General features: G+C 70.6%; 29 protein-coding genes and 1 pseudogene. 17 read left to right on the top strand and 13 right to left on the bottom strand.

Features of this window, described 5'->3' with window-relative positions; all coding sequences use genetic code 11:
• The first annotated feature begins 17 nt into the window (after window positions 1-17).
• Complete coding sequence (locus tag AAG801_RS03980) at window positions 18-614, top strand: ATP-dependent Clp protease proteolytic subunit (protein ID WP_341887257.1); 597 nt, start codon at window positions 18-20, stop codon at window positions 612-614.
• A 25-nt stretch (window positions 615-639) separates the two neighbouring features.
• Here the strand turns inward: AAG801_RS03980 and AAG801_RS03975 are convergent, their stop codons facing one another.
• The 13 genes from AAG801_RS03975 to AAG801_RS03915 form a co-directional block, all read right to left on the bottom strand.
• Window positions 640-1104 (bottom strand): SRPBCC family protein, encoded by a 465-nt coding sequence (locus AAG801_RS03975; protein WP_341887256.1) that lies wholly within the window; start codon window positions 1102-1104, stop codon window positions 640-642.
• A gap of 57 nt (window positions 1105-1161) precedes the next feature.
• On the bottom strand, window positions 1162-1467 hold the full coding sequence (locus AAG801_RS03970; protein WP_341887255.1) for a DUF1330 domain-containing protein: 306 nt from the start codon (window positions 1465-1467) through the stop codon (window positions 1162-1164).
• An 11-nt stretch (window positions 1468-1478) separates the two neighbouring features.
• Window positions 1479-1850: a hypothetical protein gene (locus AAG801_RS03965; protein WP_341887254.1), complete on the bottom strand. Its 372-nt coding sequence runs from the start codon at window positions 1848-1850 to the stop codon at window positions 1479-1481.
• Window positions 1851-1866: 16 nt separating this feature from the next.
• The gene (locus AAG801_RS03960; protein WP_341887253.1) at window positions 1867-2328 is read right to left on the bottom strand and encodes a hypothetical protein; all 462 of its coding nucleotides are present in this window, start codon (window positions 2326-2328) and stop codon (window positions 1867-1869) included.
• Window positions 2329-2345: 17 nt separating this feature from the next.
• Window positions 2346-2801: a hypothetical protein gene (locus AAG801_RS03955; RefSeq protein WP_341887252.1), complete on the bottom strand. Its 456-nt coding sequence runs from the start codon at window positions 2799-2801 to the stop codon at window positions 2346-2348.
• A 104-nt stretch (window positions 2802-2905) separates the two neighbouring features.
• Window positions 2906-3424 (bottom strand): DUF1993 domain-containing protein, encoded by a 519-nt coding sequence (locus AAG801_RS03950; protein WP_341887251.1) that lies wholly within the window; start codon window positions 3422-3424, stop codon window positions 2906-2908.
• 1 nt (window position 3425) lies between these two features.
• Window positions 3426-4217 (bottom strand): alpha/beta hydrolase, encoded by a 792-nt coding sequence (locus AAG801_RS03945; protein ID WP_341887250.1) that lies wholly within the window; start codon window positions 4215-4217, stop codon window positions 3426-3428.
• Between the two features lie 54 nt (window positions 4218-4271).
• On the bottom strand, window positions 4272-4652 hold the full coding sequence (locus AAG801_RS03940) for a VOC family protein (protein ID WP_341887249.1): 381 nt from the start codon (window positions 4650-4652) through the stop codon (window positions 4272-4274).
• Window positions 4653-4680: 28 nt separating this feature from the next.
• Window positions 4681-4944: a hypothetical protein gene (locus tag AAG801_RS03935; RefSeq protein WP_341887248.1), complete on the bottom strand. Its 264-nt coding sequence runs from the start codon at window positions 4942-4944 to the stop codon at window positions 4681-4683.
• Between the two features lie 15 nt (window positions 4945-4959).
• The gene (locus AAG801_RS03930; protein ID WP_341887247.1) at window positions 4960-5211 is read right to left on the bottom strand and encodes a hypothetical protein; all 252 of its coding nucleotides are present in this window, start codon (window positions 5209-5211) and stop codon (window positions 4960-4962) included.
• A gap of 122 nt (window positions 5212-5333) precedes the next feature.
• Entirely contained in the window at window positions 5334-5588 is a 255-nt protein-coding gene (locus AAG801_RS03925) for a hypothetical protein (RefSeq protein WP_341887246.1), read from the bottom strand.
• 161 nt (window positions 5589-5749) lie between these two features.
• Window positions 5750-6013 (bottom strand): hypothetical protein, encoded by a 264-nt coding sequence (locus AAG801_RS03920; protein WP_341887245.1) that lies wholly within the window; start codon window positions 6011-6013, stop codon window positions 5750-5752.
• A gap of 499 nt (window positions 6014-6512) precedes the next feature.
• Window positions 6513-7430, bottom strand: coding sequence for a LysR family transcriptional regulator (locus AAG801_RS03915; RefSeq protein ID WP_341887244.1), 918 nt, complete (start codon window positions 7428-7430; stop codon window positions 6513-6515).
• 185 nt (window positions 7431-7615) lie between these two features.
• Here AAG801_RS03915 and AAG801_RS03910 point away from each other — a divergent pair, with 185 nt between their 5' ends.
• From AAG801_RS03910 to AAG801_RS03835, 16 genes and pseudogenes are all read left to right on the top strand, one after another.
• A complete protein-coding gene (locus AAG801_RS03910; RefSeq protein ID WP_341887243.1) occupies window positions 7616-8737 on the top strand; it encodes an FAD-dependent oxidoreductase in 1122 nt (373 codons plus the stop codon).
• 35 nt (window positions 8738-8772) lie between these two features.
• Window positions 8773-10491 (top strand): DUF1302 family protein, encoded by a 1719-nt coding sequence (locus tag AAG801_RS03905; RefSeq protein ID WP_341887242.1) that lies wholly within the window; start codon window positions 8773-8775, stop codon window positions 10489-10491.
• Window positions 10492-10506: 15 nt separating this feature from the next.
• Window positions 10507-11859, top strand: a complete 1353-nt coding sequence (locus AAG801_RS03900) for a DUF1329 domain-containing protein (RefSeq protein ID WP_341887241.1) — start codon at window positions 10507-10509, stop codon at window positions 11857-11859.
• A 16-nt stretch (window positions 11860-11875) separates the two neighbouring features.
• Window positions 11876-12919 (top strand): YCF48-related protein, encoded by a 1044-nt coding sequence (locus AAG801_RS03895; protein ID WP_341887240.1) that lies wholly within the window; start codon window positions 11876-11878, stop codon window positions 12917-12919.
• Window positions 12916-15306, top strand: coding sequence for an MMPL family transporter (locus AAG801_RS03890; protein WP_341887239.1), 2391 nt, complete (start codon window positions 12916-12918; stop codon window positions 15304-15306). The genes AAG801_RS03895 and AAG801_RS03890 overlap by 4 nt, the downstream gene beginning before the upstream one ends.
• 13 nt (window positions 15307-15319) lie before the next feature.
• Window positions 15320-16312, top strand: coding sequence for a universal stress protein (locus AAG801_RS03885; protein ID WP_341887238.1), 993 nt, complete (start codon window positions 15320-15322; stop codon window positions 16310-16312).
• Window positions 16313-16328: 16 nt separating this feature from the next.
• Window positions 16329-17363, top strand: a complete 1035-nt coding sequence (locus AAG801_RS03880) for an aromatic ring-hydroxylating dioxygenase subunit alpha (RefSeq protein WP_341887237.1) — start codon at window positions 16329-16331, stop codon at window positions 17361-17363.
• A 32-nt stretch (window positions 17364-17395) separates the two neighbouring features.
• Window positions 17396-17554: pseudogene (locus AAG801_RS03875) on the top strand (oxidoreductase); the annotation flags it as partial.
• Between the two features lie 19 nt (window positions 17555-17573).
• Window positions 17574-18623, top strand: a complete 1050-nt coding sequence (locus AAG801_RS03870) for an aromatic ring-hydroxylating dioxygenase subunit alpha (RefSeq protein WP_341887236.1) — start codon at window positions 17574-17576, stop codon at window positions 18621-18623.
• A gap of 68 nt (window positions 18624-18691) precedes the next feature.
• Complete coding sequence (locus AAG801_RS03865) at window positions 18692-19108, top strand: nuclear transport factor 2 family protein (RefSeq protein ID WP_341887235.1); 417 nt, start codon at window positions 18692-18694, stop codon at window positions 19106-19108.
• Between the two features lie 9 nt (window positions 19109-19117).
• Window positions 19118-20284, top strand: coding sequence for a prolyl oligopeptidase family serine peptidase (locus tag AAG801_RS03860; RefSeq protein ID WP_341887234.1), 1167 nt, complete (start codon window positions 19118-19120; stop codon window positions 20282-20284).
• A gap of 23 nt (window positions 20285-20307) precedes the next feature.
• The gene (locus tag AAG801_RS03855; RefSeq protein ID WP_341887233.1) at window positions 20308-21240 is read left to right on the top strand and encodes a VOC family protein; all 933 of its coding nucleotides are present in this window, start codon (window positions 20308-20310) and stop codon (window positions 21238-21240) included.
• A gap of 13 nt (window positions 21241-21253) precedes the next feature.
• On the top strand, window positions 21254-21601 hold the full coding sequence (locus AAG801_RS03850; protein ID WP_341887274.1) for a Rieske (2Fe-2S) protein: 348 nt from the start codon (window positions 21254-21256) through the stop codon (window positions 21599-21601).
• Complete coding sequence (locus AAG801_RS03845; RefSeq protein WP_341887232.1) at window positions 21598-22725, top strand: FAD-dependent oxidoreductase; 1128 nt, start codon at window positions 21598-21600, stop codon at window positions 22723-22725. The genes AAG801_RS03850 and AAG801_RS03845 overlap by 4 nt, the downstream gene beginning before the upstream one ends.
• Before the next feature lie 19 nt (window positions 22726-22744).
• Window positions 22745-23920, top strand: a complete 1176-nt coding sequence (locus tag AAG801_RS03840; protein ID WP_341887231.1) for an MFS transporter — start codon at window positions 22745-22747, stop codon at window positions 23918-23920.
• Complete coding sequence (locus AAG801_RS03835; RefSeq protein WP_341887230.1) at window positions 23917-24711, top strand: cyclase family protein; 795 nt, start codon at window positions 23917-23919, stop codon at window positions 24709-24711. Before AAG801_RS03840 ends, AAG801_RS03835 begins: the two co-directional genes overlap by 4 nt.
• Window positions 24712-24715: the final 4 nt, after the last annotated feature.

Here is a 24715-nt window from a genome sequence, read left to right as displayed (position 1 = left end):
ATCTCCAGGAGAACGCCATGATTGACCGCCTCGCCGCCGACGACGAACAAAAGAAGCCCGAAGCCGCCGCCGGCCGGCTGGAAGAGCAGCTCGCCTTCAAGTCGCGCTATGTGCTGGTGTTCGGCGAGATCGACGACCGCCTCGCGCTGGCCACCTGCCGGCGCCTGCTCGCGCTGTCCGAGGAGTCGGACGCGCCGATCACGATGCTGATCTCCTCGCCCGGCGGCCACGTCGAATCGGGCGACGCGATCCACGACATGATCCGCTTCGTGCGTGCGCCGGTCACCACCGTCGGCAGCGGCTGGGTGGCCAGCGCCGGCGCGCACATCTTCCTGGCGCCGCCCAAGGAGCGCCGCGTCTGCCTGCCCAATACCCGCTTCATGATCCACCAGCCCGCCGGCGGCGCCGGCGGCCAGGCCACCGACATCGCCATCCAGGCCAAGGAGATCCTGCGCACGCGCGAGCGCATCGCCCGCGTCATCGCCGCACAGACCGGCCAGGCCTACGAGAAGGTGGTGTCGGACATGGAGCGCGACTTCTGGATGAGCGCGCGCGAGGCCGTGGACTACGGCATCGTCTCGCGCATCGTCGAGCAGCAGAAGGAACTGGCCTGAGGGCCTTGCGGCGGCAGCGCCGTGCTCAGGCCGTGGCGTGCAGCAGCGCGGCCAGCCGGTCGATGTTCTGCTCGTTGGCCGGCACGGCGATCGGTGCGATGCGGCGGCAGTCTTCGGCCGTCGCGAAGCGCTGCCGCCAGCCCAGCGCGGTGCGATCGCCGTGGTCGGTGAAGGTCAGCGTCATCTCGAAGCGTGGCGCCGACAGATGGTCGAAGACGATGCGCTGCTGGTCGACCACCTCCGTGAACACGCTCTCGTTCGGGTAGTCCACCCCGTCGGGGCCGTGCATCACGAAGCGCCATGAGCCGCCAGCGCGCGGCTCGAAGCACTCGAAGCTGTTGCTGAAGCCGGCCGGGCCCCACCAGCGGGCCAGCAGCGCCGGGTCGGTGAAGGCCTGCCAGACCCGTGCGCGCGGCGCCGCGATCACGCGCGAGGTGACCAGCTCGCGGTCGGCCATGCGCTCATGGCCCGGGTTAGCCGGCGGATTCATGCCGGGCATGGTACTACCGCAGCGCGGTCCGCCGAGGTGTGGCGCACATCGGGCTCATCAGCCGGGCTGCGGCCCGTCGTAGCCTTCGATGATCACCATGTCGACGACCGACACCGGCGCGCGCAGCGCAACGGCCGCCCGGTACTCCGGCGAGTTCCAGCAGTCCAGTGCCGCCTGCTTCGAGGGGAACTCGATGACCACGTTGCGGCTGCGCGCGCCGCCCTCGGGGTTCTCGAAGGGGCCGCCGCGCACGAGGAACTTCGCGCCGTACATCGCCAGCGGCTTCGCATTGGCGGCCACGTAGGCCTTGTACTGCTCGGGATCGCTGACGTCGACGCGCGCGATCCAGTAGCCCTTGGGCATGTGTGTCTCCTTCAGTCGCCGGACTTCTCGTCCAGGGCTTGGGTGGGTGCGAAGGCCGTGGCCTGCGTGGCGGGCCAGTCGTCGTACTGGTCCGGGTCGATGCCGATCACGTGCACTTCGAGGCCGTCGCTGCCGAGTTCGGCCGAATAGTCGACGATCTGCACGTTGCCGTCGAGCGCCAGCGGCCGGCCGTCGGGCGCGACCACGCGCAGGCCCAGTGCGAGCTGCGAGCCGTGCTGCGTGGCGATCACGGCGGCCTGCACCTGGGCATAGGCCGGCGCGGGGATGAAGCGCCCGGCGGCCACGCCGACGGCCCGGTCGCCGAGTTCCAGCGCGGACGAGCCGATCCGCTGCGCACCGGCGAAGACCTGGAACGTTGCCATGCTGCGCCAGCTTCGGTCAGGGGCAGCGCCGCTGCGCAGCCGCGCGGCGGTACAGGGTGAACTCGGCGCCGGTGTCGATGTCGCGGTAGCGATGGGTCGCGGTGTCGATCGCGACGATGTCGGTGCAGTAGCGCTGGCCTGGCTGCAGCCAGAAGCTGCCGCTGGCCGCGTCGACCAGGTAGCACATGCGCTGCCCGTTGACCGAGACGCGCCCGCTGCCAGAAAAGGGCCGGGGGTCGTCGTCGGTGCGGCCGCAGGCATGGAAGCGCCCCTCGGCATCGAATTCGTCCCAGGCCCAGCAACTGCGCCCGCCGTCGTGCGAGTTGCACCACAGCCCCTGCAGCGCCTGTGCCAGTGCCGCGTCGCGCGGCGGCACGGCAGCGCAGCCGCCGAGCAGGCCGGCGGCCAGCACGGCGAGCCGCGCCAGGGCGCCGGTGCCTGCGGCCTGGCCATGGCGTTCGGTGAGTTGCGTCGGCATCGGCGCGTCGGGCTCGCTCAGCGCCGGCGCGGCGCAAACTGAAGAATGCGCCGCTGGTCCTCGCTGACCCAGCACGCGTAGGGCCGGGGCCCGGAGTAGACGCCGTAGGCGGTCTTCGCATCGACGGTGAGGTCGTAGCGATGGGCGGCGATGGGCTGGCCGGCGTACTGGATCACCTCTGCCTTGCGCGGCCCGACCTGCTGCACGCGGGCACTCTGCGGCTCCGGCGTCTCCACCGACTCGGGTGCATGGCTCGCGCACAGGTCGTAGCCCTGCGCCCCGCCCGCTTTCTCGGTCGCCGCATCGGCGTGACCACGCTGCGGCACGGCGTCGGGCGCGCATGGCGTCTGGCTGTAGGTGTTGCCGCAGCGGTACATCGTCTGCGCGGCCGCACCGCCGGCCGATGCCGCCAGCAGCAGCGCAACGGCGCCGCGCCACGCCGCAGGCAGCGCCGGCTTCTCGAACACTCCCATCGAATCTCCCTGCAGTCGATCGTCGTTGTCTCGGGGCCGAGCTTGGCCCAGCTTCGCAGCCTTGGCAAGGCCCGGGCCTTCGCGTGCATTGGCCGCGAGCAGGGTCACGGCGGCGCAGCGTACGAATGGAAGCCGTCGAAGTCTTGCTTGCCCAGCGCGACGCCGCGCTGGCGCAGGATCGCGTAGGCGGTCGTCAGGTGGAAGAAGAAGTTTGGCAGCGCGTACTGCAGCAGGAACTGCGCCGCTGGCAGTGCTACCTGCGCATGGCCGGCCGTGCTGTGCGCAACGCGCGATCCGGCGCCTTCGAACTGCGCCGGATCGAGCGCCCCGAGCAACTCGACGACACGTGCGATGCGCTGCCGCAGGCCGTCGAACGTGGCCGGAAAGTCGCCATAGGGAGGCACCGGCAGCCCGGCCAGCGGGAAGCATGCGCGCAGCGCAAAGTGGGCGGCAATGCTCACCTGCTGCTCGAAGGGCAGCATGTCGGCCGCCAGGCGTGCCTCCAGCCACTCGGGCGCGGCATCGCCGCGGCGTACGGCGAAGGCCTCGGCCGCATCGACGAGGTGGCGCAGCCGCTCGAGGTAGCTCAGGAACACGGGCACCGAGGCGGCGTGGAACGTCACGCTAGACCTGCTCGAGGAAGCGCTGGATCTCGGCATTCACCACCTCCGGGTGCGTGATCGGGCCCATGTGGCCCAGCCCGTCGAACTCCACCACGCGCACGCGGGCGAGGGCAGGGATCAGCACCTGCGCGACGCCGCGCGCCGAGCCGGTGGTGCGCCGGCCGAGCATGTACAGGATCGGCATGTCGAGCCGGCTGAATGCCTGCACCGGTGCGGGCTCGGTGAACAGCGCATGAGCCCAGCGGCGCACGTTGACGATGGAGTCCGTGATCGGCGGCTTGCGCTGCGCGGGGGTCGCCGCCCAGCTGCCGTCACCCATCCAGTAGTCGATGAACGCGCCTGCCGCCGCGTCGCGGTCACCGCGGTCCAGCGCGGCCGCCGCGGCGCCGACTGCGTCACGGATGCCGTCGGCATGATTGGGCGGTGGCACGGTCGCGTCGACGAGTGCGAACAGGGTCGGTTCGTACAGCACCAGTGCGCTCACCGGGGCCGTCAGCGCAGCCTTCAGGGCCACCGCCGCGCCGTACGAGTGGCCGACCAGCGCGACCGGGGGCGTCACCCGAGCCAGCAGCGGCGCGATGAGCGCCACCTCGTCGGCCAGCGTGATGGATCGGTCCGACGGCCAGTCCGGGCTCCGGCCGGACCCGTAGCTGTCCGGCGCGAGCACATGGCGTGTCGGCGACAGCAGTTCCATCAGGCCGCGCCACTGGCTGGAACTGCTGGCGTTGGAGTGCAGGCACACGACGGCAGCGCCGGCGCCGGCTTCGCGGACATGGGGTTCTGGGTGTGTCACGGGTGCGTTCGCCGCCGGCATCGCCTCGTGGCGTCGCTGGCGGGCCGGGTGACTCTACCGCGTGCCACCCGCGCCGCGATGCACGATCTGGAGTTGATTGCCGTCCGGGTCGCGCAGGGTGGCCAGCGTGCCACCCCAGAACTGGCGCTCGGGCGGGCCCGAAAACAGCACGCCCTTGGCCACCAGATCCTGATGCGCGACGTGGACGCTCGGCACCAGGAACGACAGGCCGGTGAAGCGGCCGACCAGTGCCTGGTCCTGCGGCGGCGCGTCCGGCGCCACCGACTCGACGACGAGTTCGCAGTTGCCGGCGTTGAAGACACAGTAGCCGTGCGCGAGATTCTCCGCGCTGACGCGCAGCCCCAGCTTCTGGCCATAGAACTCGCGTGCCCGTGCGATGTCGCGAACGAAGACCCGTGCGGTGTTCAGATTCAAAGGCGCCTCCCGGTGGTGTGAACAGGCCCTAGGATTCCAGCGCCCGGAAGACGAGCAGCACGACGGGTGGCACCAGCGCGATGCCCAGGCTGATCAGCATGGCGCTGGCCACGGGAACCCTGGCGCGTGCCGACGAGATGCCGTGGGCGAACAGGGCGATCACCGAGGCGACCGAGGCAGGCAACGCGAGCAAGCCCATGAACGACCCACCGCCTTGTGCCGCGAGGAAGACGACGATGTAGGCGAAGACCTGAGCCACCAGCGGCACGAAGAAGATGAGCAGCAGGCGCATGCGGGTGGCGGCGGTTCAGCCGAACACCGTGTCGCTCTCGGCGTGGCCGCTGCTGAGCAGCAGGCGCAGGGTCGGCGCCATGCCGTCGTGCTCCCAGATGCGTGCCTGGACGATGAACTGGCGGCCGCCGATGCGCAGGGCATCGCCGGAGGCCGGCGCCACGGCGTGGCCCTCGAAGAACTTCGGCACGGCGATCGACGAAAGTCGGAGCCAGGCCTGGTCTTCGGCGGAGAACGACAGGACGATGCGAAGGTCTTGCTGGGGCATGGCAGGCATCCCTGGGATTCGGATGCGCGAGCTTAGCGCGGAGCGATCGGTCCGCCCATCGCACAGGGCAGGTCGTCGGGCCCGAGGCCGACCCGGTCAGGCCGTGATCGCAGAGCGTCCGGCTACGGCAGCTTGGTGACCACGCACTGGATGCTGGAGAGGGAAGCGCCCTGCTGGACCGTCTGGCAGGCCACCGCCTGGCGCGACGACGGTTCGTGAAACCACACCGTGCTGGTGTTCCCGCTGGAGGACACGCCGATCGGCGTGAAGCTGGGGGTGGCCTGCACCTGCGACCGCGCAGTGGGCGCGAGTGCCACGGCCAGGGCCAGGGCGGCGAAGGTCGCCGCGATGAGCAAACCAAGGTTGCGAGCGTTCATGACGGGCTCCTGAGAGACTGGGCCGAACAGGACTCGGTGGTCGGGCGACGGTGATTCGAACTGCTCCCGGGCCGAGGTGGCAAGAGCTTACCCGCAGCGGCCGCGCGGCCGGGAGCGTCGGCCCTGCACCGTGCCACCCACGGGTCGGCGATGCCGGATGCCTAGGCAGCGACCGTCAGCGCACCCATCTTCTGCGCCAGCTCCGAGAACCTGGTGGCGAGAACCCCTGCCGGCTGGGCACCGACGAAATCCTGGACGACGAAGCTCTCGTTGCCCTTGCGGGCCTCGAAACGAAAGCTCTCTCCACCCATGGCGCGGCCGGAGATGACCATGTCGGTGGTGTCCGAGATCAGGACCCGGTTGCCCACCTGCGACTCCGGCTCGAAGTGCTTGCTACCTTTGACGACTTGGACGAGGAACCACATGGCAGCCTTTCAGTCCTGTACCGGGCAACTGCCGAAGCGGCGCGTAGCGAACTACTGTTGAACTCGACTCCAGGTTGAGTGCCGAGCATATCGACATTCGCCGACGTAGAATCCGCCGCCTTCACCGACGCTCATGGCCACAGACTTGGAATCCTCTCTCGCTCGATCCGCCAACGACAAGAAGCGCGCCGCAGCCGCGCCGGCCGCACGACAAGCCGCGGGGAATCCGAAGTCCGAATCTGCGAAGGCACCTGTCCGGACGGTACTGGTGGCCGCACATGGCTGGCCCACGGATGCCGCCTTGCCTGCGCGCCGGCAGGGCGCGAAGCGCTGAACGTGACGATGGTCGCGCTGCGGGCAGGAGCGGGGGCCGAGCATCCTGTTTCGGCGCGATGAACTCGAAGACCTTGTACCGGTGGTCCCGCAGCAGCTGACTCGAACCGTGACCAGGGCTCGGCAGCCGGCGTCCCCCGGCTCGCGCCAGTCCTGAGGCTGTTGCTCAGTCGGCGCTTTGCAGGTCCTTGGCCGCCTGCCGCATCAGCCCGCGCAACCACAGCAACCCCGGGTCGAGTGAGCGGTACTTGTGCCACTGCATCGCCTGCTCGAACGTCGGCATCGGCAGTGGCAGCGGCAACAGCGTGATGGGCAACGCGGGTGCCACGTCCCTGGCCAGCATCGAGTGCACCGTGGCCACCAGTTCGCTCCCGACCACCAGGAACGGTAGCGCGGCGAAGCTGTAGGTCGTCACGTCGATGCGTCGGGACAGCCCGTAGCGCTGCACGAACCAGCTCTCGAAGGCCGGCTGGTCGGTGTTCACCGGCTGCATGACGACGTGCCCCGCGCCGGCGTAGCGCTCGAAGCTCATGCCCTCGCGGACGTGACTGCTGCCGCTCCAGACGGCACAGACGAATTCGTCGGTGAACACGGTCTCCATCGGGTGCTCGGCAGTGCAGTACGCCTTGGGGATGACCAGCAGATCGGCTTCCCCGCGCTCGAGCGCGCGCGCCGGGCTCGAGGCCTGCGGGGCCAGCTTGAAGCGCGCGGTGCTGCGCTGACCGGCGGCCAGCGATAGCACGCGCGGGACCAGCAGCTCCATGGTGTAGTCGGAGATGCACAGCCGGAACTCGCGATCGGTCGTGGTGCAGTCGAACTGAGGCTGCGCGGCGATCGAGGTGTCGATGCGCACGAGCACATCGCGCACGGCTTCGCGCAGCACCTCGGCGCGCGGCGTCAGCTCGAGTTGGCGGCCGACCTGAACCAGCAGCTCGTCGTCGAAGTAGTCGCGCAGCCGGCCGAGCGAGGCGCTCATCGCCGACTGCGACAGATGCACCCGCTCGGCCGCGCGCGTGATGCTGCGCTCTGTCAGCAATACATCCAGCGCGACGAGCAAGTTGAGGTCGAGCTTGTTGAAACGCATGAGCCAGGGTTAACCCGAAAAGTATCCACGGCATCGATGCGCCGCATGAATGCAAACCATTTTGCGCGGGGGCTCGTGCTTCGTAAGCTCTCGTCAACCCGATTCCCATACCCACAACGGAGACGACGAATGGCTGGCGGCCAGGCGAAGGGCGAACTCATGCCTGCATCTTGCGAGGCGCTGCGATGACGCAGCGCATCGCGAGTGTCTGCGTGATCGGCGCCGGTCTGGCCGGGTTGGCGTGCGCGCTGGCCGCCGCGAGCGGCGGCGTACCGGTACAGGTGCTGGAGGACGCGCCGAAGGTGTGCGCAGTGCCCGCCCACATCGAGGTGGTTCCGAACATGCTGCGCGATCTGGCGGCCTTCGGCATTGCCGAGGACTGTGTGCGCGCGGGCTTCCCCTATCACGGCATCGACGTGGTCGACCGCCAGGGGCGGCACCTGTACGAGCTGCCCACCCAGCGCCTGGCCGGACCGCGCTTCCCCGCGGCACTGGGCATTCGTCACGCCGACCTGCACCAGGTGCTCGAGCGCGCCGCTCGCGGTCGCGGTGCGCAGTTGCGCCGTGGCGTTCGCGTGAAGGCGGTTGATGATCCTGAGGGTCGCGCGCGCGTCGTCCTGGTCAGCGGCGAGGCCATCGAGGCCGATCTTGTGGTGCTCGCCGCCGGGGCCTCGAGCGAACTGCGCACGGCCTTGTTTCCGCATGCCCGCGTGGTGGCCGAGCTCGGTCAGGCCTGGTGGTACACGCTGCTGCACCGGCCCGTCGAGCTTGACCGACCGTTGATCGCTTTCGGCCGCACCGGGAGCCGCGCGGTGATCGTGCCGGTACGCCACGACCTGGCCGGTCTCGCCCTCACCGAGCCGACGCCGGCAGACCCGCAGGGCGAGCCAGGCGAGCGCATGCGCGCGGCGCTGTCGTCGTTCGCGCCGCCTGTGCGCCAGCTGGCCGCGCAGCTCACGTCCGACACGCCGGTGGTGCTTCGGCCCGCACGCTCGGCGTTGCTAGAGCCGCCCTGGCATCGCGGTGCGGTGCTCGCCGTGGGCGACGCCGCACACGCGTTCCCGCCGCACTTCGGACAGGCGGCCGCCCAGGCGATCGAAGACGCTCGCGTGCTCGCCGACCTGCTCGAAGCCGCGCCGGCGCGCGGCGCGCTGCTCGAGGCGTTCGAGCGGCGCCGTGCAGCGCGCGTGCGGCAGGTCCACGACATCGCCTCCACGGCGGCGCGTTGGGATCTGCAGCCCGATGGCACCACTGACCTGAGCCAGCTGATGGAGCGGCTGATGCGCATCGTCGCGCAGCCGGCCTGAGACGCTTCCACCCCAAGACGACGAGGAGACAGACCATGACAGGACACAGGGCGCCCCGCCTGACGGCGCTCGCCGCGGCGATGCTGAGCTGCGGCGCGCAGGCCTTCGAGATCGACACCGGCAACCCGGACTGGTCGCTTCGCTGGGACAACAGCGTGCGCCTGAGCACCAAGTTCCGCACCGAGGCGGCGGACCCGGCTCTGAAGGACACCTTCCGCCAGGTGCCGACCGGCGCGCCGGCGCCGGCACCGGCCACCTTCAGCTTCCCGCAGGCGCTCAACTTCAACGCCGGCGACCAGAACTTCCAGAACAAGGGGCTGGTCTCGGCGCGTCTCGACCTGCTGTCGGAGTTCGATGCTGTCTGGCGCCGCGACTTCGGCCTGCGCCTGAGTGCCGCGGCCTGGTACGACGACAAGCTGCAGCGCAAGACCCGCGCCGACAACGACCCGACCATCGGCCAGAACCCGTACGACGAGTTCCCGAGCAGGACCAGGAAGCTCGCTGGCGAGAAGGCCGAACTGCTCGATGCCTTCGTGTTCGGCGGCTGGCGCCTGCCCAACGGCATGAAGCTGACCACGCGGCTCGGCCGCCACGCGCTGCAGTACGGCGAGAGCCTGTTCTTCGGCGACAACGGGATCGCCCGTGCGCAGGGCCCGGTGGACATCGACAAGCTGCTCGCCTCGCCGAACGCGCAGTTCAAGGAGATCGTCCGCCCGGTGCCGCAGCTCTCCGCGCAACTGCAGCTCACCACCGACGTCTCGATCGGCGGCTATGTGCAGTTCCGCTGGGAGGAGGACCGCCTGTCACCCGCGGGCAGCTACTTCTCGACCGCCAACACGCCCTGGGGCTCGCAGCAGCCGGAGTTCGTCAACATCCCGGCCGGCACGCCGATCTCGGGCAGCTATGCGCTCACGCCGGGCAGCGACCAGAAGCCCAGGGACTCCGGCCAGTTCGGCCTGCAGCTGAAGTGGCGCCTCGACGAGACGGACCTCGGCTTCTACGTCGCGCGCTACCACGACAAGTCCGGCCAGCTCTACGGCAACCTGAATCCGGCCGGCACACCCGGCCCCTTCGGAACGCTGCCGGGCAGCTGGTTCTACCAGTTCCCGGAGAACGTCAGGACGGCCGGGGTCAGCGCCTCGCACTCCTTCGGCGACTTCAACGTGGCCGGCGAGGCCTCGGTGCGGGACGACGTGCCGCTGTGGAGCACCAACATGCTCTACCCGGGCAGCGTCGGCGCGCCGCAGCCGCGCCCGGCGATCGGGCGCACCGCCCACTTGAACCTGTCGACGCTGGCCACCTTCGGGCCGAGCGTCATCGCGCGCGAATCGAGCCTGGTGGCGGAGATCGCCTGGAACCGTGTGCTCTCGAAGGACGATCCTGACCACTCGCTCGACGAAGGCCGCACGCGCGACGCCACGGCGCTGCAGTTCATCTTCACGCCCAGCTACCGCCAGGCGATGCCGGGGCTGGACCTGAGCGTGCCGGTCGGCCTGCGCTACGTCGTCGACGGCAACTCCGCCGTCACTGGGGCGGGCTGGGGCGCCAAGGGCACCGGCAGCGCCAACCTCGGCGTCGAGGGCACCTACCTCGGCGTGTGGCAGTTCTCGGTCAACTACACGCACTACATCGGCAAGGCCGTGCCGTTCGTCGACTACTCGCCGCTGCTGACCGGCGGGCACGCGATCTTCGGCAAGGGCAGCCAGCTGGCCGACCGCAACTACCTGGCGCTGGCGCTGCGTCGCACGTTCTGATCACAGGAGTCCACGATGACCATTCTCCGCATCCCCCTGGCCGCGCTGATGGCGGTCGCGTTCGGGTCCGCGCTCGCGGCCGTGTCGGCCGACGAGGCCGCCAGGCTCAAGAGCGAGTTGACGCCCTTCGGCGCCGAGAAGGCCGGCAACAAGGACGGCTCCATCCCGGCCTGGACCGGCGGCCACACCACGCCGACCGCCGGCGACAAGCCCGCAGGCCGCCGCGGGGATCCGTTCAAGGACGAGAAGCCGCTGTTCTCGATCAGCGCGAAGAACGCCGAGCAGTACGCCGACAGGCTCAGCGACGGCCAGAAGGCGATGCTGAAGAAGTACCCGGACAGCTATCGCATCGATGTCTACAAGTCCCACCGCACCGCGACCGCGCCGCAATGGGTGGTCGACAACACCTTCAAGAACGCCACACGCGCAAAGCTGAATGGCGACGTCGTCGAGGGTGCCTACGGCGGCATCCCGTTCCCGATCGCCAAGACCGGTGCCGAGGTGATGTGGAACCACATGCTGCGCTGGCGCGGCACCTCGTGGGAGTTCAACATCAACCAGTACCAGCTCACCGCCGACGGCAAGGCCGTGCTGACCACCGACGGGCGCGCCGACCAGCAGATGCCGTACTACTTCCCGGACGGCAGCCCGGAGCAGTTCGCCAAGGGCAACGAGTACTGGATGATCCGGCTGGTCAACGCCGGCCCGCCCATCCGTGCCGGCGAGGCCATCGTCGGCCGCGTCAACATCGACGGCAGCAAGGACCAGGCCTGGGTCTACCTGACCGGCCAGCGCCGCGTGCGCAAGCTGCCCAACCCCTGCTGCGATACGCCCACGCCGTCCGCGGCCGGTGTGATGGCGTTCGACGAGATCGAGGTCTGGACCGGCCGGCTCGACCGCTTCGACTGGAAGCTGATGGGCAAGCAGGAGATGTTCATCCCCTACAACGCCAACCGCTTCCTGCAGCCGAAGACCGACGCCGAGGTCATCGGCAAGAACCACTTCAACCCCGACCACATGCGCTGGGAGCTGCACCGCGTGTGGGTGGTGGAGGCGACGCTGCGCGCCGGCCAGCGCCACCAGGCGCCGAAGAGCCGCTACTACTGCGACGAGGACACCTGGATCTGCGTGCTCGGCGACCGGTGGGACGCCAACGGTCAGCTGTGGAAGACGCTGTGGGCGCAGACCTTCGTCGCACCCGACCTGCCCGGCAACCCGATCGGCTCGTTCGGCTTCAACGACCTGCTCTCCGGCCAGGGCTTCATGGGCAACCTCTACAACGCCAAGGCCTCGCAGTACCCCTTGAAGCCGCGCTTCCCGGACAGCGTGTTCACGCCGGACGCGCTGGCCGGCGAAGGCGTGCGCTGAGGCGAGGAGCGCGACGATGAGCTTGCAGATCCGGCTGCGGCGGATGCTGGCGCTTGCCGCGATGCTGGCGGCGCCGCTGGCCGGCGCGGCGCCCGCCGGCGAGGCCCTCGAGCGGGCCGCCGTGGCAGTTCGCGCGCCGGGCCACGCCGTGCTGCTCGGCGCGGCACGGGCGGGCTCGCGCATCGTCGCGGTCGGCGAGCGCGGCATCGTCGCGCTGTCCGACGACGGCGGGCGGGCCTGGCGGCAAGCCAGCGTGCCCACCAGCGTCACGCTGACGGCGGTGCGCTTCGCCGGCGCCAGGCGCGGCTGGGCCGTCGGGCATGGTGGCGTGGTGCTGGCCAGCGACGACGGCGGGGAGCGCTGGACGCGCTGCCTCGACGGTCGGCGGGCGGCGCAGATCGTGCTCGAAGCGGCTCGCGCCGCGGGCGATGCGAGGGCGATCGCCGAGGCCGAGCGGTTCGTCGCCGACGGGCCGGACAAGCCGCTGCTCGACCTGCTGCTGCTGCCCGGGCCGCGGCTGCTCGCCGTCGGGGCCTACGGGCTGGCGCTGACCAGCGAGGACGGCGGGCAGAGCTGGCACTCGTGGATGCGTCGCCTGCCCAATCCGAAGGGCCTGCATCTGTATGCCGCACGCCAGCGCGGGCAGGTTCTGCTGTTGGCCGGCGAGCAGGGGCTGGTGCTGTTGTCGACCGACGGTGGCCAGAACTTCCGCCGCGTCGAGACGCCGTACAAGGGCACGTTCTTCAGCGCCGAGCTGCCGGGCGAGCAGGACATCGTGCTGGCCGGGCTGCGCGGCAACGCCTGGCGCTCCGCGGACGGTGGCGCCAACTGGACGCCGATCGCCGCGCCGATGCCGGCGTCGATCACTGCCACCGCGCTCGGCGCCGACGGCCGCCTGCTCGCGGCCAACCAGGCCGGCTTCGTGATGGCGCTGCACGGCGAGCGGCTGGTGCCGCTGAACGCCACGCCGCTGCCGCCGCTCAACGGCCTGCTCATGCAGGCGGGCGCCGTGCTGGCGCTGTCGATCCACGGCGCCATTCCGGTGGCCACCCGGCCATGAGCGACATCCGTTTCGACCCCCGCTCCGGCTCGCTGATCGAGCGCGCCCTGTTCAACCACCGCTGGCTGGTGGTGCTGCTGTGCGCGCTGGTCACCGCCGTGCTCGGCTGGCAGGCCACCCGGCTGCAGCTCAACGCCAGCTTCGAGAAGACGATCCCGGCCGAGCACCGCTACGTCCGCAACTTCCTCGCTCACCAGAGCGAGCTGAGCGGCCTGGGCAATGCGGTGCGCATCGCGGTGGCGAACCCGCAAGGCACGATCTACGACGCCAGGTACCTCGAGACGCTGCGCAGGCTCAGCGACGACGTCTTCCTCGTTCCCGGCGTCGCGCGCAACCAGATGAAGTCGCTGTGGACGCCGACGACCCGCTGGGTCGGCGTCACCGAGGAGGGGCTGGAAGGCGGGCCGGTGATCCCCGACGGCTACGACGGCTCCGGCAGGAGCCTCGAGCAACTGCGCGCCAACATCGCACGCTCCGGGGAGATCGGCCAGCTCGTCGCGCTGGACGCGAAGTCGAGCGTGATCTACGTGCCCTTGCTCGCCAGGGATGGCGACGGCCGCACACTCGACTATGCGACCTTCGCGCGGCGCATCGAGGCACTGCGGGCGAACTACGAGGCGCAGGGCGTGCGCATCCACGTCACCGGCTTCGCCAAGATCGTCGGCGACCTCATCGAGGGCGTGCGCGCCGTGCTGGGCTTCTTCGCGCTGGCGGTGGCCATCGCCAGCGCGATGGTGTTCTGGTACACGCGCTGCCTGCGCTCCACCGCGCTGGTGGTCACCGCCTCGCTGGTGGCCGTGGTCTGGCAGCTCGGCCTGCTGCCTCTGCTGGGCTACGCGCTCGACCCGTACTCCATCCTGGTGCCCTTCCTCGTCTTCGCCATCGGCATGAGCCACGGTGCGCAGAAGATGAACGGCATCATGCAGGACATCGGCCGCGGGTGTCTCAAGCTGGTGGCTGCACGCTTGACGTTCCGGCGCCTGTTCCTTGCCGGGCTGACGGCCTTGCTGGCCGACGCAGTGGGCTTTGCCGTGCTGCTGGTGATCGACATCCAGGTGATCCGCGAGCTTGCCGTCGCCGCGTCGATCGGTGTCGGCGTGCTGATCTTCACCAACCTGATCCTGCTGCCCATCCTGCTCAGCTACACCGGCGTGAGCGCGCAGGCCGCGCAGCGCAGCCTGCGCGCCGAGGCGGCCGACGCGGCCGGCGCCGGCAAGCAGGCGCTGTGGGCCTTCCTCGACCGCTACACGCAGCGCCGCCATGCGACGATCGCCATCGTGGCCGCGGCCGTGCTCGGCGCGCTGGGCTTCGCGGCCAGCCTGCAGCTGAAGATCGGCGACCTCGACCCCGGCGCCCCCGAACTGCGCGCCGACAGCCGCTACAACCGCGACGTCGCCTTCGTCAACGCGGCCTACGGCGCCTCCAGCGACGTGCTCGCCGTGATGGTGAAGACGCCCGAGGGCCAGTGTTCGCAGTACGACACGCTCAACAAGATCGACGCGCTGGAGTGGCAGTTGCGCCAGCTCGACGGCGTGGAGAGCAGCAACTCGCTGGCGCTGCTGAACCGGCGCGTGCTTGCGGGGCTGAACGAAGGCAGCCCGAAGTGGTACGAGTTCCTGCCCAATCAGGACATGCTCAACACCGTGACGGCCGGCGCGCCGCGCGGCCTGTACAACGACGCCTGCTCGCTGCTGACACTGAGCGTCTACCTGCGCGATCACAAGGCCGAGACGCTGACGCGGGTCGTCGACCACGTCGAGGCGTTCTCCCGCGCCAACGACAGCGCCGAGGTGAAGTTCCTGCTTGCCGCCGGCTCGGCCGGCATCGAGGCGGCAACCAACATCGTCGTCCAGGACGCCTGGCGCACCATGCTGCTGCTGGTCTATGCGGCGGTGGCGCTGCTGTGCTTCGTCACCTTCCGCTCGTGGCGCGCCGTGGTCGTGGCGGTCCTGCCGCTGCTGCTGACCTCGGTACTGGCCGAGGCGCTGATGGTCGCGCTCGGCATGGGCGTGAAGGTGGCCACGCTGCCGGTGATCGCGCTCGGCGTGGGCATCGGCGTGGACTATGCGCTGTACATCCTCAGCGTCACGCTCGCGCAGTTGCGCGAGGGCCGCAGCCTGTCGGAGAGCTACTACCGCGCGCTGCTGTTCACCGGCAGGGTGGTGATGCTGACCGGCGTGACGCTGGCCATCGGCGTGATCACCTGGGTGGCCAGCCCCATCAAGTTCCAGGCCGACATGGGCCTGCTGCTGGCCTTCATGTTCCTGTGGAACATGCTGGGCGCCATGGTGCTGCTGCCGGCGCTGGCGCACTTCCTCCTGAAGCCACAAGCCGTCGCGCCCGACCTGACGGCCGAAGCCTTCGGTGCGCGGCCGCAGCCGCTCTGACGAGGACACGACGATGTACATGCACCTGCTGGTTCCCGTCGACGACACGCCGCTGGCTGCCGCCATCGTCGAGCAGGCGGTCGCCTACGCGCGTGTCGGCGGCGCGCGGCTGAGCTTCCTGCACGCGCGGGCCGACCTCGCCGCCCGTGGCGACGGCGCACTGCTGCATGCGATGTCGCCGCAGGCCTTCGCCGACGCGGCCGCAGGCAATGCGCGGGCGCTGCTGGCACGCGCCGAGGCAGCCGCACGCGCCGCAGGCGTGGCGGCCTCGTCGATGCTGGTGACGAGCGACCGGCCGCACGAGGCCATCCTGGAAGCGGCGCGCCACAGCGGCTGCGACCTGGTGTTCATGGCCTCGCACGGCCGGCGCGGGCTGAAGGGGGCGCTGCTCGGTTCGGTGACGCGCAAGGTGCTGGAGGGCGCCGGTGTGCCGGTGCTGGTGGCCGCGGTGGAGAGCAACCTGGCCGCTCGCAGCGACGAGCAGCGCGCGCTGGCGCTGCTGCGCGAGGAACACCGCTCGCTGGCAGCCGTGCTGCACGCGCTGCTGGGCATCGCCGACGACACGTCGCGGCGGCCCGAGCCGGCACTGCTGCGCGCGATGCTGTTCTACGTCGAGCAGTTTCCCGAGCGGCTGCACCACCCCAAGGAAGAGCGGCACCTGTTCGCGCGGCTGCGCCAGCGCAGCACCGACTGCGACGCCTTGCTCGCCGGCCTGGAGCAGCAGCACCAGGCCGGTGCCGAGCGCTTCGCGCAACTGCGCGCACTGCTGGACGCCGGCGACGTCGCCGCGTTCGCCGTCGCCGCGCACGGCTTCGCGCAGGCGCAGTGGCAACACATGCGCGCCGAGGAGACGCTGGTGCTGCCCGCCGCCAGCCGCCACCTGCGGGCCGAGGACTGGCGAGCCATCGCCGAAGCCTTCGACGCCAATGCCGATCCGCGTTTCGGCACGGGCGAGTCGTTCGACACCCTGGCCGCCCGCCTGCTCGAGCTGGCCGGCCGTCCCTGACCACGAGGAGACCCGATTGAGCTACCTGCGCAATGCCTGGACTGTCGCCGCCTGGGCCAACGAGCTGGAGCCCGGCAAGCTGCTGGCGCGCACCCTGCTCGACGAGCCGCTGGTCTTCTACCGCGATGCCGCCGGCCAGCCGCAGGCGCTGCTCGACCGTTGCCCGCACCGCTTTGCGCCGCTGTCGATGGGCCGGCTGTGCGATGGCGGCGCCTCGGTGCAGTGCCCGTACCACGGCCTGCGCTTCGATGGCAGCGGCGCGTGCGTGCACAACCCGCACGGCGATGGGCGCGTTCCCGCGGCGGCGCGGGTGCGCAGCTATCCGGTGGTCGAGCGCTGGAGCGCGATCTGGATCTGGATGGGCGACCTGGCGTGCGCCGACGCGGCGCTGATCCCGGACTTCTCGTTCAACGACCCGGCGCACTGGGCGGTCGGTACCGGGTCGATGGTGGTCGACGCACCCTACGAACTGGAGGTCGACAACATCCTCGATCTGTCGCACATCGAGTTCATGCACCCGCTGTTCGCCAGCGAGGCGGTGCGCCGTGCCGAGGTGACCTGCGAGCAGGACGGCGACACGGTGTGGTGCAAGCGCTTCATGGCCGACGACCGCGAGGTGCCGGACTTCATCCGCCAGGTGTTCCAGGTGAACGAAGGGCCGGTGGATCGCTGGCTGCACGTGCGCTGGAACGCGCCGGCCTCGATGGCGCTGTGGGCCGGCGGCGTGGCCGGTGGCCGGCCGACCGAGCAGGGCATCGTCTCGCAGCAGGCGCACTGCTTCACGCCCGAGAGCCGCGAGCGCACGCGCTACTTCTATTCGATCGCCTTCCCGCGTGCGATGGGGCCGATGGCCGAGGAACTGGCCGGGCAGAGCGTCGCCGCGCTGCGAGGCCCGTTCGAGAACGAGGACAAGCCCATCGTCGAGGCGGTCGGCCGGCGCATGGGCGGCGCGGCGCTGTTCGACCTCAAGCCGGTGCTCCTGCCGGGTGATGCGGCGGCGGTGCGGGCGCGCCGGCTGCTGCACGCGATGATCGAGAAGGAGCGGGCGTGAGCGACACGCGCGTCGTCCGCGTCCGCTGCATCGTCGTCGCGGCGCTGGCCGCTGCGGGCGTGCAGGTGCCGGTGTCCCGCGAGCAGGGCGTGTGCGGCACCTGCCTGACCGATGAGAAGCATGCACGCGGCGAGCAGATGACGCTGTGCCGCTCGCGGGCGACGTCGCCGCGGCTCGTGCTCGATCTGTGACCTTCCGGAGCAGCGCACCATGACCTACCTCCGCCGCGCCTGGTACGTTGCCGGCTTTGCCGACGAGCTGCCGCCCGGCCAGCTGCTGGCCCGCACGCTGCTCGACGAGCCGCTGGTCCTGTTCCGCCGCGCGGACGGCGGCGTCGCCGCGTTGCTCGACCGCTGCCCGCATCGTTTCGTGCCGCTATCGGCCGGCACCCTGTGCGACGGCGGTGCCGCGCTCCAGTGCCCCTACCACGGTCTGCGCTTCGACGGCAGCGGCGCCTGCGTGCACAACCCGCATGGCAACGGCGCGATCCCGAAGGCGGCAGTGGTGTCGAGCCGCCGGGTGGTCGAGCGTGACGGCCTGCTGTGGCTCTGGGCCGGCGACGCGGCGCGCGCCGACGAGGCGCTGATCCCCGACTTCGCCGCCGTGACGAGCGCGCCGGAGCACGCGACGATCCGCGGCTACCTGCCCACCGCCTGCGACTACCGGCTGCTGGCCGACAACATCATGGACCTGACGCATGCCGACTACCTGCATGCCGGTTCGCTGGGCAGCGGGGCCATCACGCGCGCCAGGGCGCAGCTCACCGACCTCGGCGAGCGCAGCATGCGCGTCGCCTGGCTGTCCAGCGGCGACCAGGCCCCGCCCGCGTTCGACGAACACCTGCGCCTGCGCGGGCAGGCGACCGACCAGTGGACCGAAGTCACCTGGACGGCGCCGTGCGCGATGCTGCTGCGTGTAGGCGCCGCGCTACAGGGCGAGCAGCGCGAGCGTGGCGTGGACACCGCCAACCTGCACCTGGCCACGCCCGAGGCGGCCGGCCGCACCCACTACTGGTACTGGAGTACGCGCAACTTCGCGGTCAACCCGCACGCCAACGCGGCGATCAGGCCGATCGTCGAGTTCGCCTTCTCGCAGCAGGACAAGCCGAGGCTCGAAGCCCAGCAGCGGCGCATCGGCGACGCGGAGTTCTGGTCGCTCCGGCCCGTGCTGCTGGCCAGCGATGCCGGCGCGGTGCGTGCGCGCCGCAAGCTCGATGCGCTGATCGCCGCCGAACAAGGATCTCAGGAGGAAACCGCATGAACTTCAGAGTGTTGTCGCCCTTGCTTGGCGCAGCGTGCATCGCCTGTTCGACACCAGGCCCCACGACCGTGCCGTCCCCGGCCGAGGTGTTCGACCGCTACGTGGCGGCCGTGCACGCCGCCGACATGCCCGCGGTGCGCGCCTTGATCGGCGCGAGCGTCGAGCGGTCCGACTTCGCCGGTTGCCGGCCGGAGATGGACAACCCGGCCTGCCTGGCTCACTACATCGAGGCCACGGTGGTCAAGCCGGGCGCGCGGCTGACCGAGCGGCGGCGCAACGTGGACGGCGAGACCGTCACCGCCGAGCTCGAGGTGCGCAGCCCGCTCTACACCCGCGCCGGCGCCGAGCGCATCGTCGGGCGCGACATCGTGCGCGTTCGCGACGGCCGCATCGTCGCGTTCCGCTTCTTGCCGGACTTCTCCGACGAACCCACCGCGACCTTCTTCGCGACGCTGGGCATCGGCCCGCGTGCCCGCCGCCCCTGAGGATCTTTCATGTTCAAGTACTTCCCCACCAACTACGTCTGGAACCTCTCGGTCGATCTCGCGATCGAGATGGGCGCGCGCATCGGCGAGATCGAGGAGATGTGCGCCCCGCTGCAGGAGGCCGCCAAGGCGCCCGATGCGGCCGGCACCCGGGCCTTCCGCGAGACCTGGGTGCGCATGGCCGACAAGCTGTGCGTTCTGGCCGACGAGGACGAGGCGCGCGGCCGGCTGCTCTCCGCTGGCGAGAAGATCCGCCGCGCCGCCAGCTACCTGATGACTGCCGAGCGGCTGCAGGCGCACGACGCGCCGGGCCGCATGGATCTCTACCGCCGCGCGCTGGCGCTGTTCCTGAAGGGCTCGCGCCTGATGGGCGACCCGGTGCAGCGCGTGGAGATCGCCTACGAAGGCACGCACCTGTCGGCCCTGTACCTGCCGGCGCAGGGCCTGCAGCCGGGCGGGCGCGCGCCGCTGCTGGTGCAGCTCAACGGGCTGGACTCGACCAAGGAGATGAAGCACCTGGTCGGGCTGCCGGCCTGGCTGGCGCGGCGCGGTGTGTCCTCGCTCGTCGTCGACCAGCCGGGCACCGGCGAGGCGCTGCGCCTGCAGAAGCTGACGGCGCGCTACGACGCCGAGCACTGGGCCAGCCGCGTGGTCGACTGGCTGGAGACGCGCGCCGACGTCGACCCCGGGCGCATCGGCTGCGAGGGTGTCTCGCTCGGCGGCTACTACTGCCCGCGTGCGGTGGCGATGGAGCCGCGCTTCGCCTGCGGCGTCGCCTGGGGCGCCAACCACGACTGGCGCGACGTGCAGAAGCGCCGCCTCGAACGCGAAGGCAGCCTGCCCGTGCCGCACTACTGGGCCCACGTCTGCTGGGTGTGGGGTGCGAAGGACATCGACGATTTCATGAAGATCGCCGAGAACGTGCACCTGGACGGCGTGGTCGAGAAGATCCGCGTGCCGTTCCTGGTGACGCACGGCGAGAAGGATTCACAGATCCCGCTGAAGTGGGCGCAGCGCAGCTACGAGCAACTCGTCAACAGCCCGAAGCGCGAGCTGAAGGTCTTCACCGAACGCGAAGGCGGGGTGCAGCACTCGAGCTTCGACAACAGCATCAACGCCGGCCACTACATCGCCGACTGGGTCGCCGAAGTGCTCGGCGGCCGCACGGCCCTCTGAACCCTGCCCAGGAGAAAGCACGCATGAACATCATCGGACCGGACGCACTGGTCTTCGGCGTCGACGACCTCGCCGCCTGCCGCCAGTACCTGATCGACTACGGCCTGAAGGCCGTGGGCGAAGGCCGCTTCGAGGCACTCGACGGCACGGCCGTCATCATCCGCGCCAAGGACGATCCTTCGCTGCCACCCGGCCTGGGCACCGCCAGCATGTTGCGTGAAACGGTCTACGGCGTGGCCGATGCGAAGACGCTGGACGCCCTCGAAGCCGAGCTGCGCCGCGACCGCGAGGTCACACGCCGCGACGGCGTGCTGCGCTGTTGCGACGACATGGGCTTCGCCCTCGCCTTCCAGGTGACGGTGCGCCGCCCCCTGGTGCTGGCCGCCGAGACGGTGAATGCGCCCGGCGCCGCGCCGCAGCGCGGCGCCAACACGATCGGCGTCACGCCCGACATGCCGGCCGTGCCGCGCTCGCTGTCGCACGTCGTCTACTTCGTGCCCGATGTCGCGAAAGCCGAAGCCTTCTATTCCCGGCTCGGCTTTGTCTGCACCGACCGATTCACCGGCGTCGGCCCCTTCCTGCGCCCGGCCGGCACGCTGGATCACCACACCCTGTTCATGATCCAGACGCCACCGTTCATGAAAGGCGTCGAGCACTTCACCTTCCACATGGGCGGGCCCACCGAGCTGATGCTGGCCGGCGCACGGTTCGTCGGGAAGGGCTACCAGAGCTTCTGGGGGCCGGGGCGCCACCTCTACGGCAGCAACTGGTTCTGGTACTTCAACTCGCCGCTGGGCTGCCACGTCGAGTACGACGCCGACATGGACCTGCACGACGACAGCTGGACCGCGCGCGAGACGGGCATGGGTGCCGATGCCTCGCAGGCCTTCCTGTTCCAGTACCGCGAGAAGTGGGCCCCCTCCGGCGGGCCGCCGCCGGCCGGCGAGAAGCACTGAGGTGGGCGTGACCATGCGCCTGTGCCATCTCGACGATCTGCCCGACGGCGACTCGCGCGGCTTCGACCCGCAGGCGAGTGGCCGCGACACGATCGTCGTCGTACGGCAGGGGCGCGTGCTGCACGGCTGGCGCGACGCCTGCCCGCACCACGGCACGCCGATGGCATGGCGCCGCCACGCCTACCTCAATGCCGCGCGCGACCGCATCGTCTGCGGTGCGCACGGCGCGCAGTTCGACATTCCCACCGGCCGCTGCACGCTCGGGCCCTGCCTGGGCCAGGCGCTGACGCCGGTGCCGCTGACCATCACCGACGACGGCGAGGTCCACCTCGCCTCATCTCCCGAGGAGACACACACATGACACTCGCAGCCCGACGCATCCTGATCATCGGCGGCGGCTTCTCCGGCATGTCGGCCGCCATCGAGTGCGCCAAGCGCGGCGCCGCGGTCGACCTGGTGGAAATCGACCCCGGCTGGCGCAACTACGGCGCCGGCATCAGCCTGGGTGGCGCGACGCTGCGCGCCTTCCGGCAGCTGGGCATCCTCGAGGCCTTTCTGCGCGAGGGCAACGCGGCCGACGGCCTGCAGGCCCTGCTGCCCGACGGCACGCCGCTGGCCACGCTGCCGACGCCGCGCGTCGCGGGGCCCGACGTGCCCGGCGGCGGCGGCATCATGCGGCCGGTGCTGGCGCGCATCCTGGCCGACGCCACGCGCGCCACCTCGACGAACGTGATGCTCGGCTGCACCTTCACGCGCATCGAGCAGGACGCGCAGGGCGTCGACGTCGATTTCACCGACGGCCAGCGCCGCCGCTACGACCTGGTGATCGGCGCCGACGGCCTGTACTCCAAGACGCGCGAGGCACTGTTCCCCGGCGCGCCCGGGCCGCGCTACAGCGGCCAGGCCGTCTGGCGCGCGGTGCTGCCGCGGCCGCCCGAGGTGACGACGGCGATGATGTGGATGGGCCGAGTCAAGCCCGGCGTGAACCCGGTGTCCAGGGACCAGATCTACCTCTTCCTGACCGAGCACCGGCCGAACAACGAGCACGTCGACCCGGCGCAGTTCGCCGAGTTGCTGCGTGCGTTGCTCGCGCCGTTCCCCGCGCCGCTGGTGCAGCGCATCCGCGAGCAGATCGGGCCCGATTCGCAGATCGTGTTCCGGCCGCTGGAGGGCCTGCTGATGTCGCGGCCCTGGTTCAAGGGGCGCGTGGTGCTGATCGGCGACACGGTGCACGCCACCACGCCGCACCTGGCCTCCGGCGCCTGCATCGGCATCGAGGACGCGATCGTGCTGGCCGAGGAGCTCTCACGTCAGGCAGGCATCGAGGCCGCGCTCGCGGCCTTCGAGGCGCGGCGCTGGGAACGCTGCCGCATGGTGGTGGAGAACTCGGCCCGCCTCGGCGAGATCGAGATGGCCGGCGGCGACAAGGAAGAGCACGCCCGCATCATGCGCGAGTCGCTGATGGCGCTCGCGCAGCCCATCTGACCCGGCTCAGGAGAACCACATGGTCACGACCGATTCACGCCGCGGGCGCCTGGCGCTGATGGTGGCGCACTGCGCCGGCATGCTGGACCTGGTGGCGCTGCCCCTCTGGGTGGGCGTGCTGATGGGCCACTACCGCTTCGATCCGCAGCAGGCGGGTGGCTTGGCGACGCTGTTCCTCGTCGGCGCGGTGCTGTCCAGCGTGCTGCTCGCGCCGCACTTCGGCCGCCTGCCGCGCCGCGCGGTGGCGGTGACGGGCTTTGGCGTCGCGGCGCTGGCCTTCCTGGGGGCGTCGTGGCGGACGGATTTCACCGGCATGGGCGTGCTGCACGCGCTGGCCGGGCTGGCCACGGGCGCGGCACTGAGTGTCGCGCACGGCAGCATCGCGCGGGCCGGCAATCCGCACCGGCTGTTTGCGATCGTCGGCGTCGCGCTCGGTGTCTTCGCCATCTGCATCTATGCCGCGGTGCCGCCCTTGCTCGCGCAGGCAGGCGGCCAGCGGCTGTTCGACGTGTTCGCCGGCACGATGGCCACGGCCGCCGTGGTCTCCTGGCTCGCCTTCCCGCAGGCGGACGAGGCGGCGACGGGTTCGGCACATGGCGCGCCTGCAGCCGCGCCAGCCCGGCACGCACCGGTGGCCGGCGTGGTGTGGTTCGGCATCGTCGGCCTGGGCTGCATGGGCGTGGTGCAGGCGATGACCTTCGCCTTCCTCGAGCGGGTGGGCCACGAGCGCGGCTTCGGCCTGGCCGCCGTCACCGCGGTGCTGGTGGCCATGGGCCTGGTCAACCTGTTCCCTGCCGGGTTCGCCGCGGTGCTGGAGAAGCGCTGGTCGGCGCGCAGCGTGATGCTGGCCGGGCCGGTGCTGCAGGCGCTGCTCGTCGCGCTGATCATGACCTCGGGCATGTTCGCGCCGTATGCGGCGGCGGCCTCCGTGTTCGCGGCGGTGATGATCTTCACCCACACCTTCGCCTTCGGGCTGCTGGCCAGGCTGGAGCCCAGCGGGCGTGTGCTCGCCGCCACGCCGGCGATGATGATGACGGGCGCTGCCATCGGTCCCATCCTCGGCGGCACGCTGGTCAAGGCCTACGGCTACGGCAGCCTTGCGCTGGCCGCCGCGGCGATCGCGGCGCTGGCCGTCGCCTGCTTCTCGCGCCTGCCCGCGCAGGCCGCACCCGCGACACGGAGCGCACTGGCATGAAACCGAAACGCCGCTTTGTCGACCTCTCGATCTATCTCGAGAACGACGTTCTCTCCGATCCGCCGCCGCTGGCGCCGAAGATCACCTACCAGAAGCATGCCGACACGCTGCCCGAGTTCATGGCCATGCTGCCGGGCACGAAGCCGCAGGACTATCCCGACGGCGAGGCGGCGGCCGCCGAGTGGGTGACGCTGACCACGCACAACGGCACGCACCTGGACGCGCCCTGGCATTTCCACTCGACGCAGGATGCGAAGAACGGCGGCAGCCGGCCGTCGATCACCATCGATGAGGTGCCGTTGGAGTGGTGCTTCCAGCCGGGCGTGAAGCTCGATTTCCGGCGCTTCCCCGACGGCTACGTGGCCACTGCCGCCGACGTGGCCGCCGAGCTGGCGCGCATCGGCCACGAACTGCAGCCGCTGGACATCGTGGTGGTGAACACGCGGGCCGGCTCGCGCTATGGCCACCCGGACTATCTCGGTGCCGGCTGCGGCATGGGCTACGAGGCCACGATGTACCTGCTCGAGCGCGGCGTGCGACTGACCGGCACCGACGCCTGGAGCTGGGACGCGCCGTTCTCCTACACCGCCAAGAAGGTCGCCGAGACGGGTGACACCTCGCTGATCTGGGAAGGCCACAAGGCCGGGCGCGACATCGGCTACTGCCACCTCGAGAAGCTGCACCAGCTCGAGGCGCTGCCGCCGCACGGCTTCACGATCAGCTGCTTCCCGCACAAGATCCGCGGCGCCTCGGCCGGCTGGACGCGTGCGGTGGCCATCTTCGAGGACTGAAGCC

It is taken from the genome of Variovorax sp. YR752, assembly GCF_943372545.1.
The sequence above is the reverse complement of the archived record's forward strand: the minus strand, read 5'-3'. Positions and strand labels throughout refer to the sequence as shown.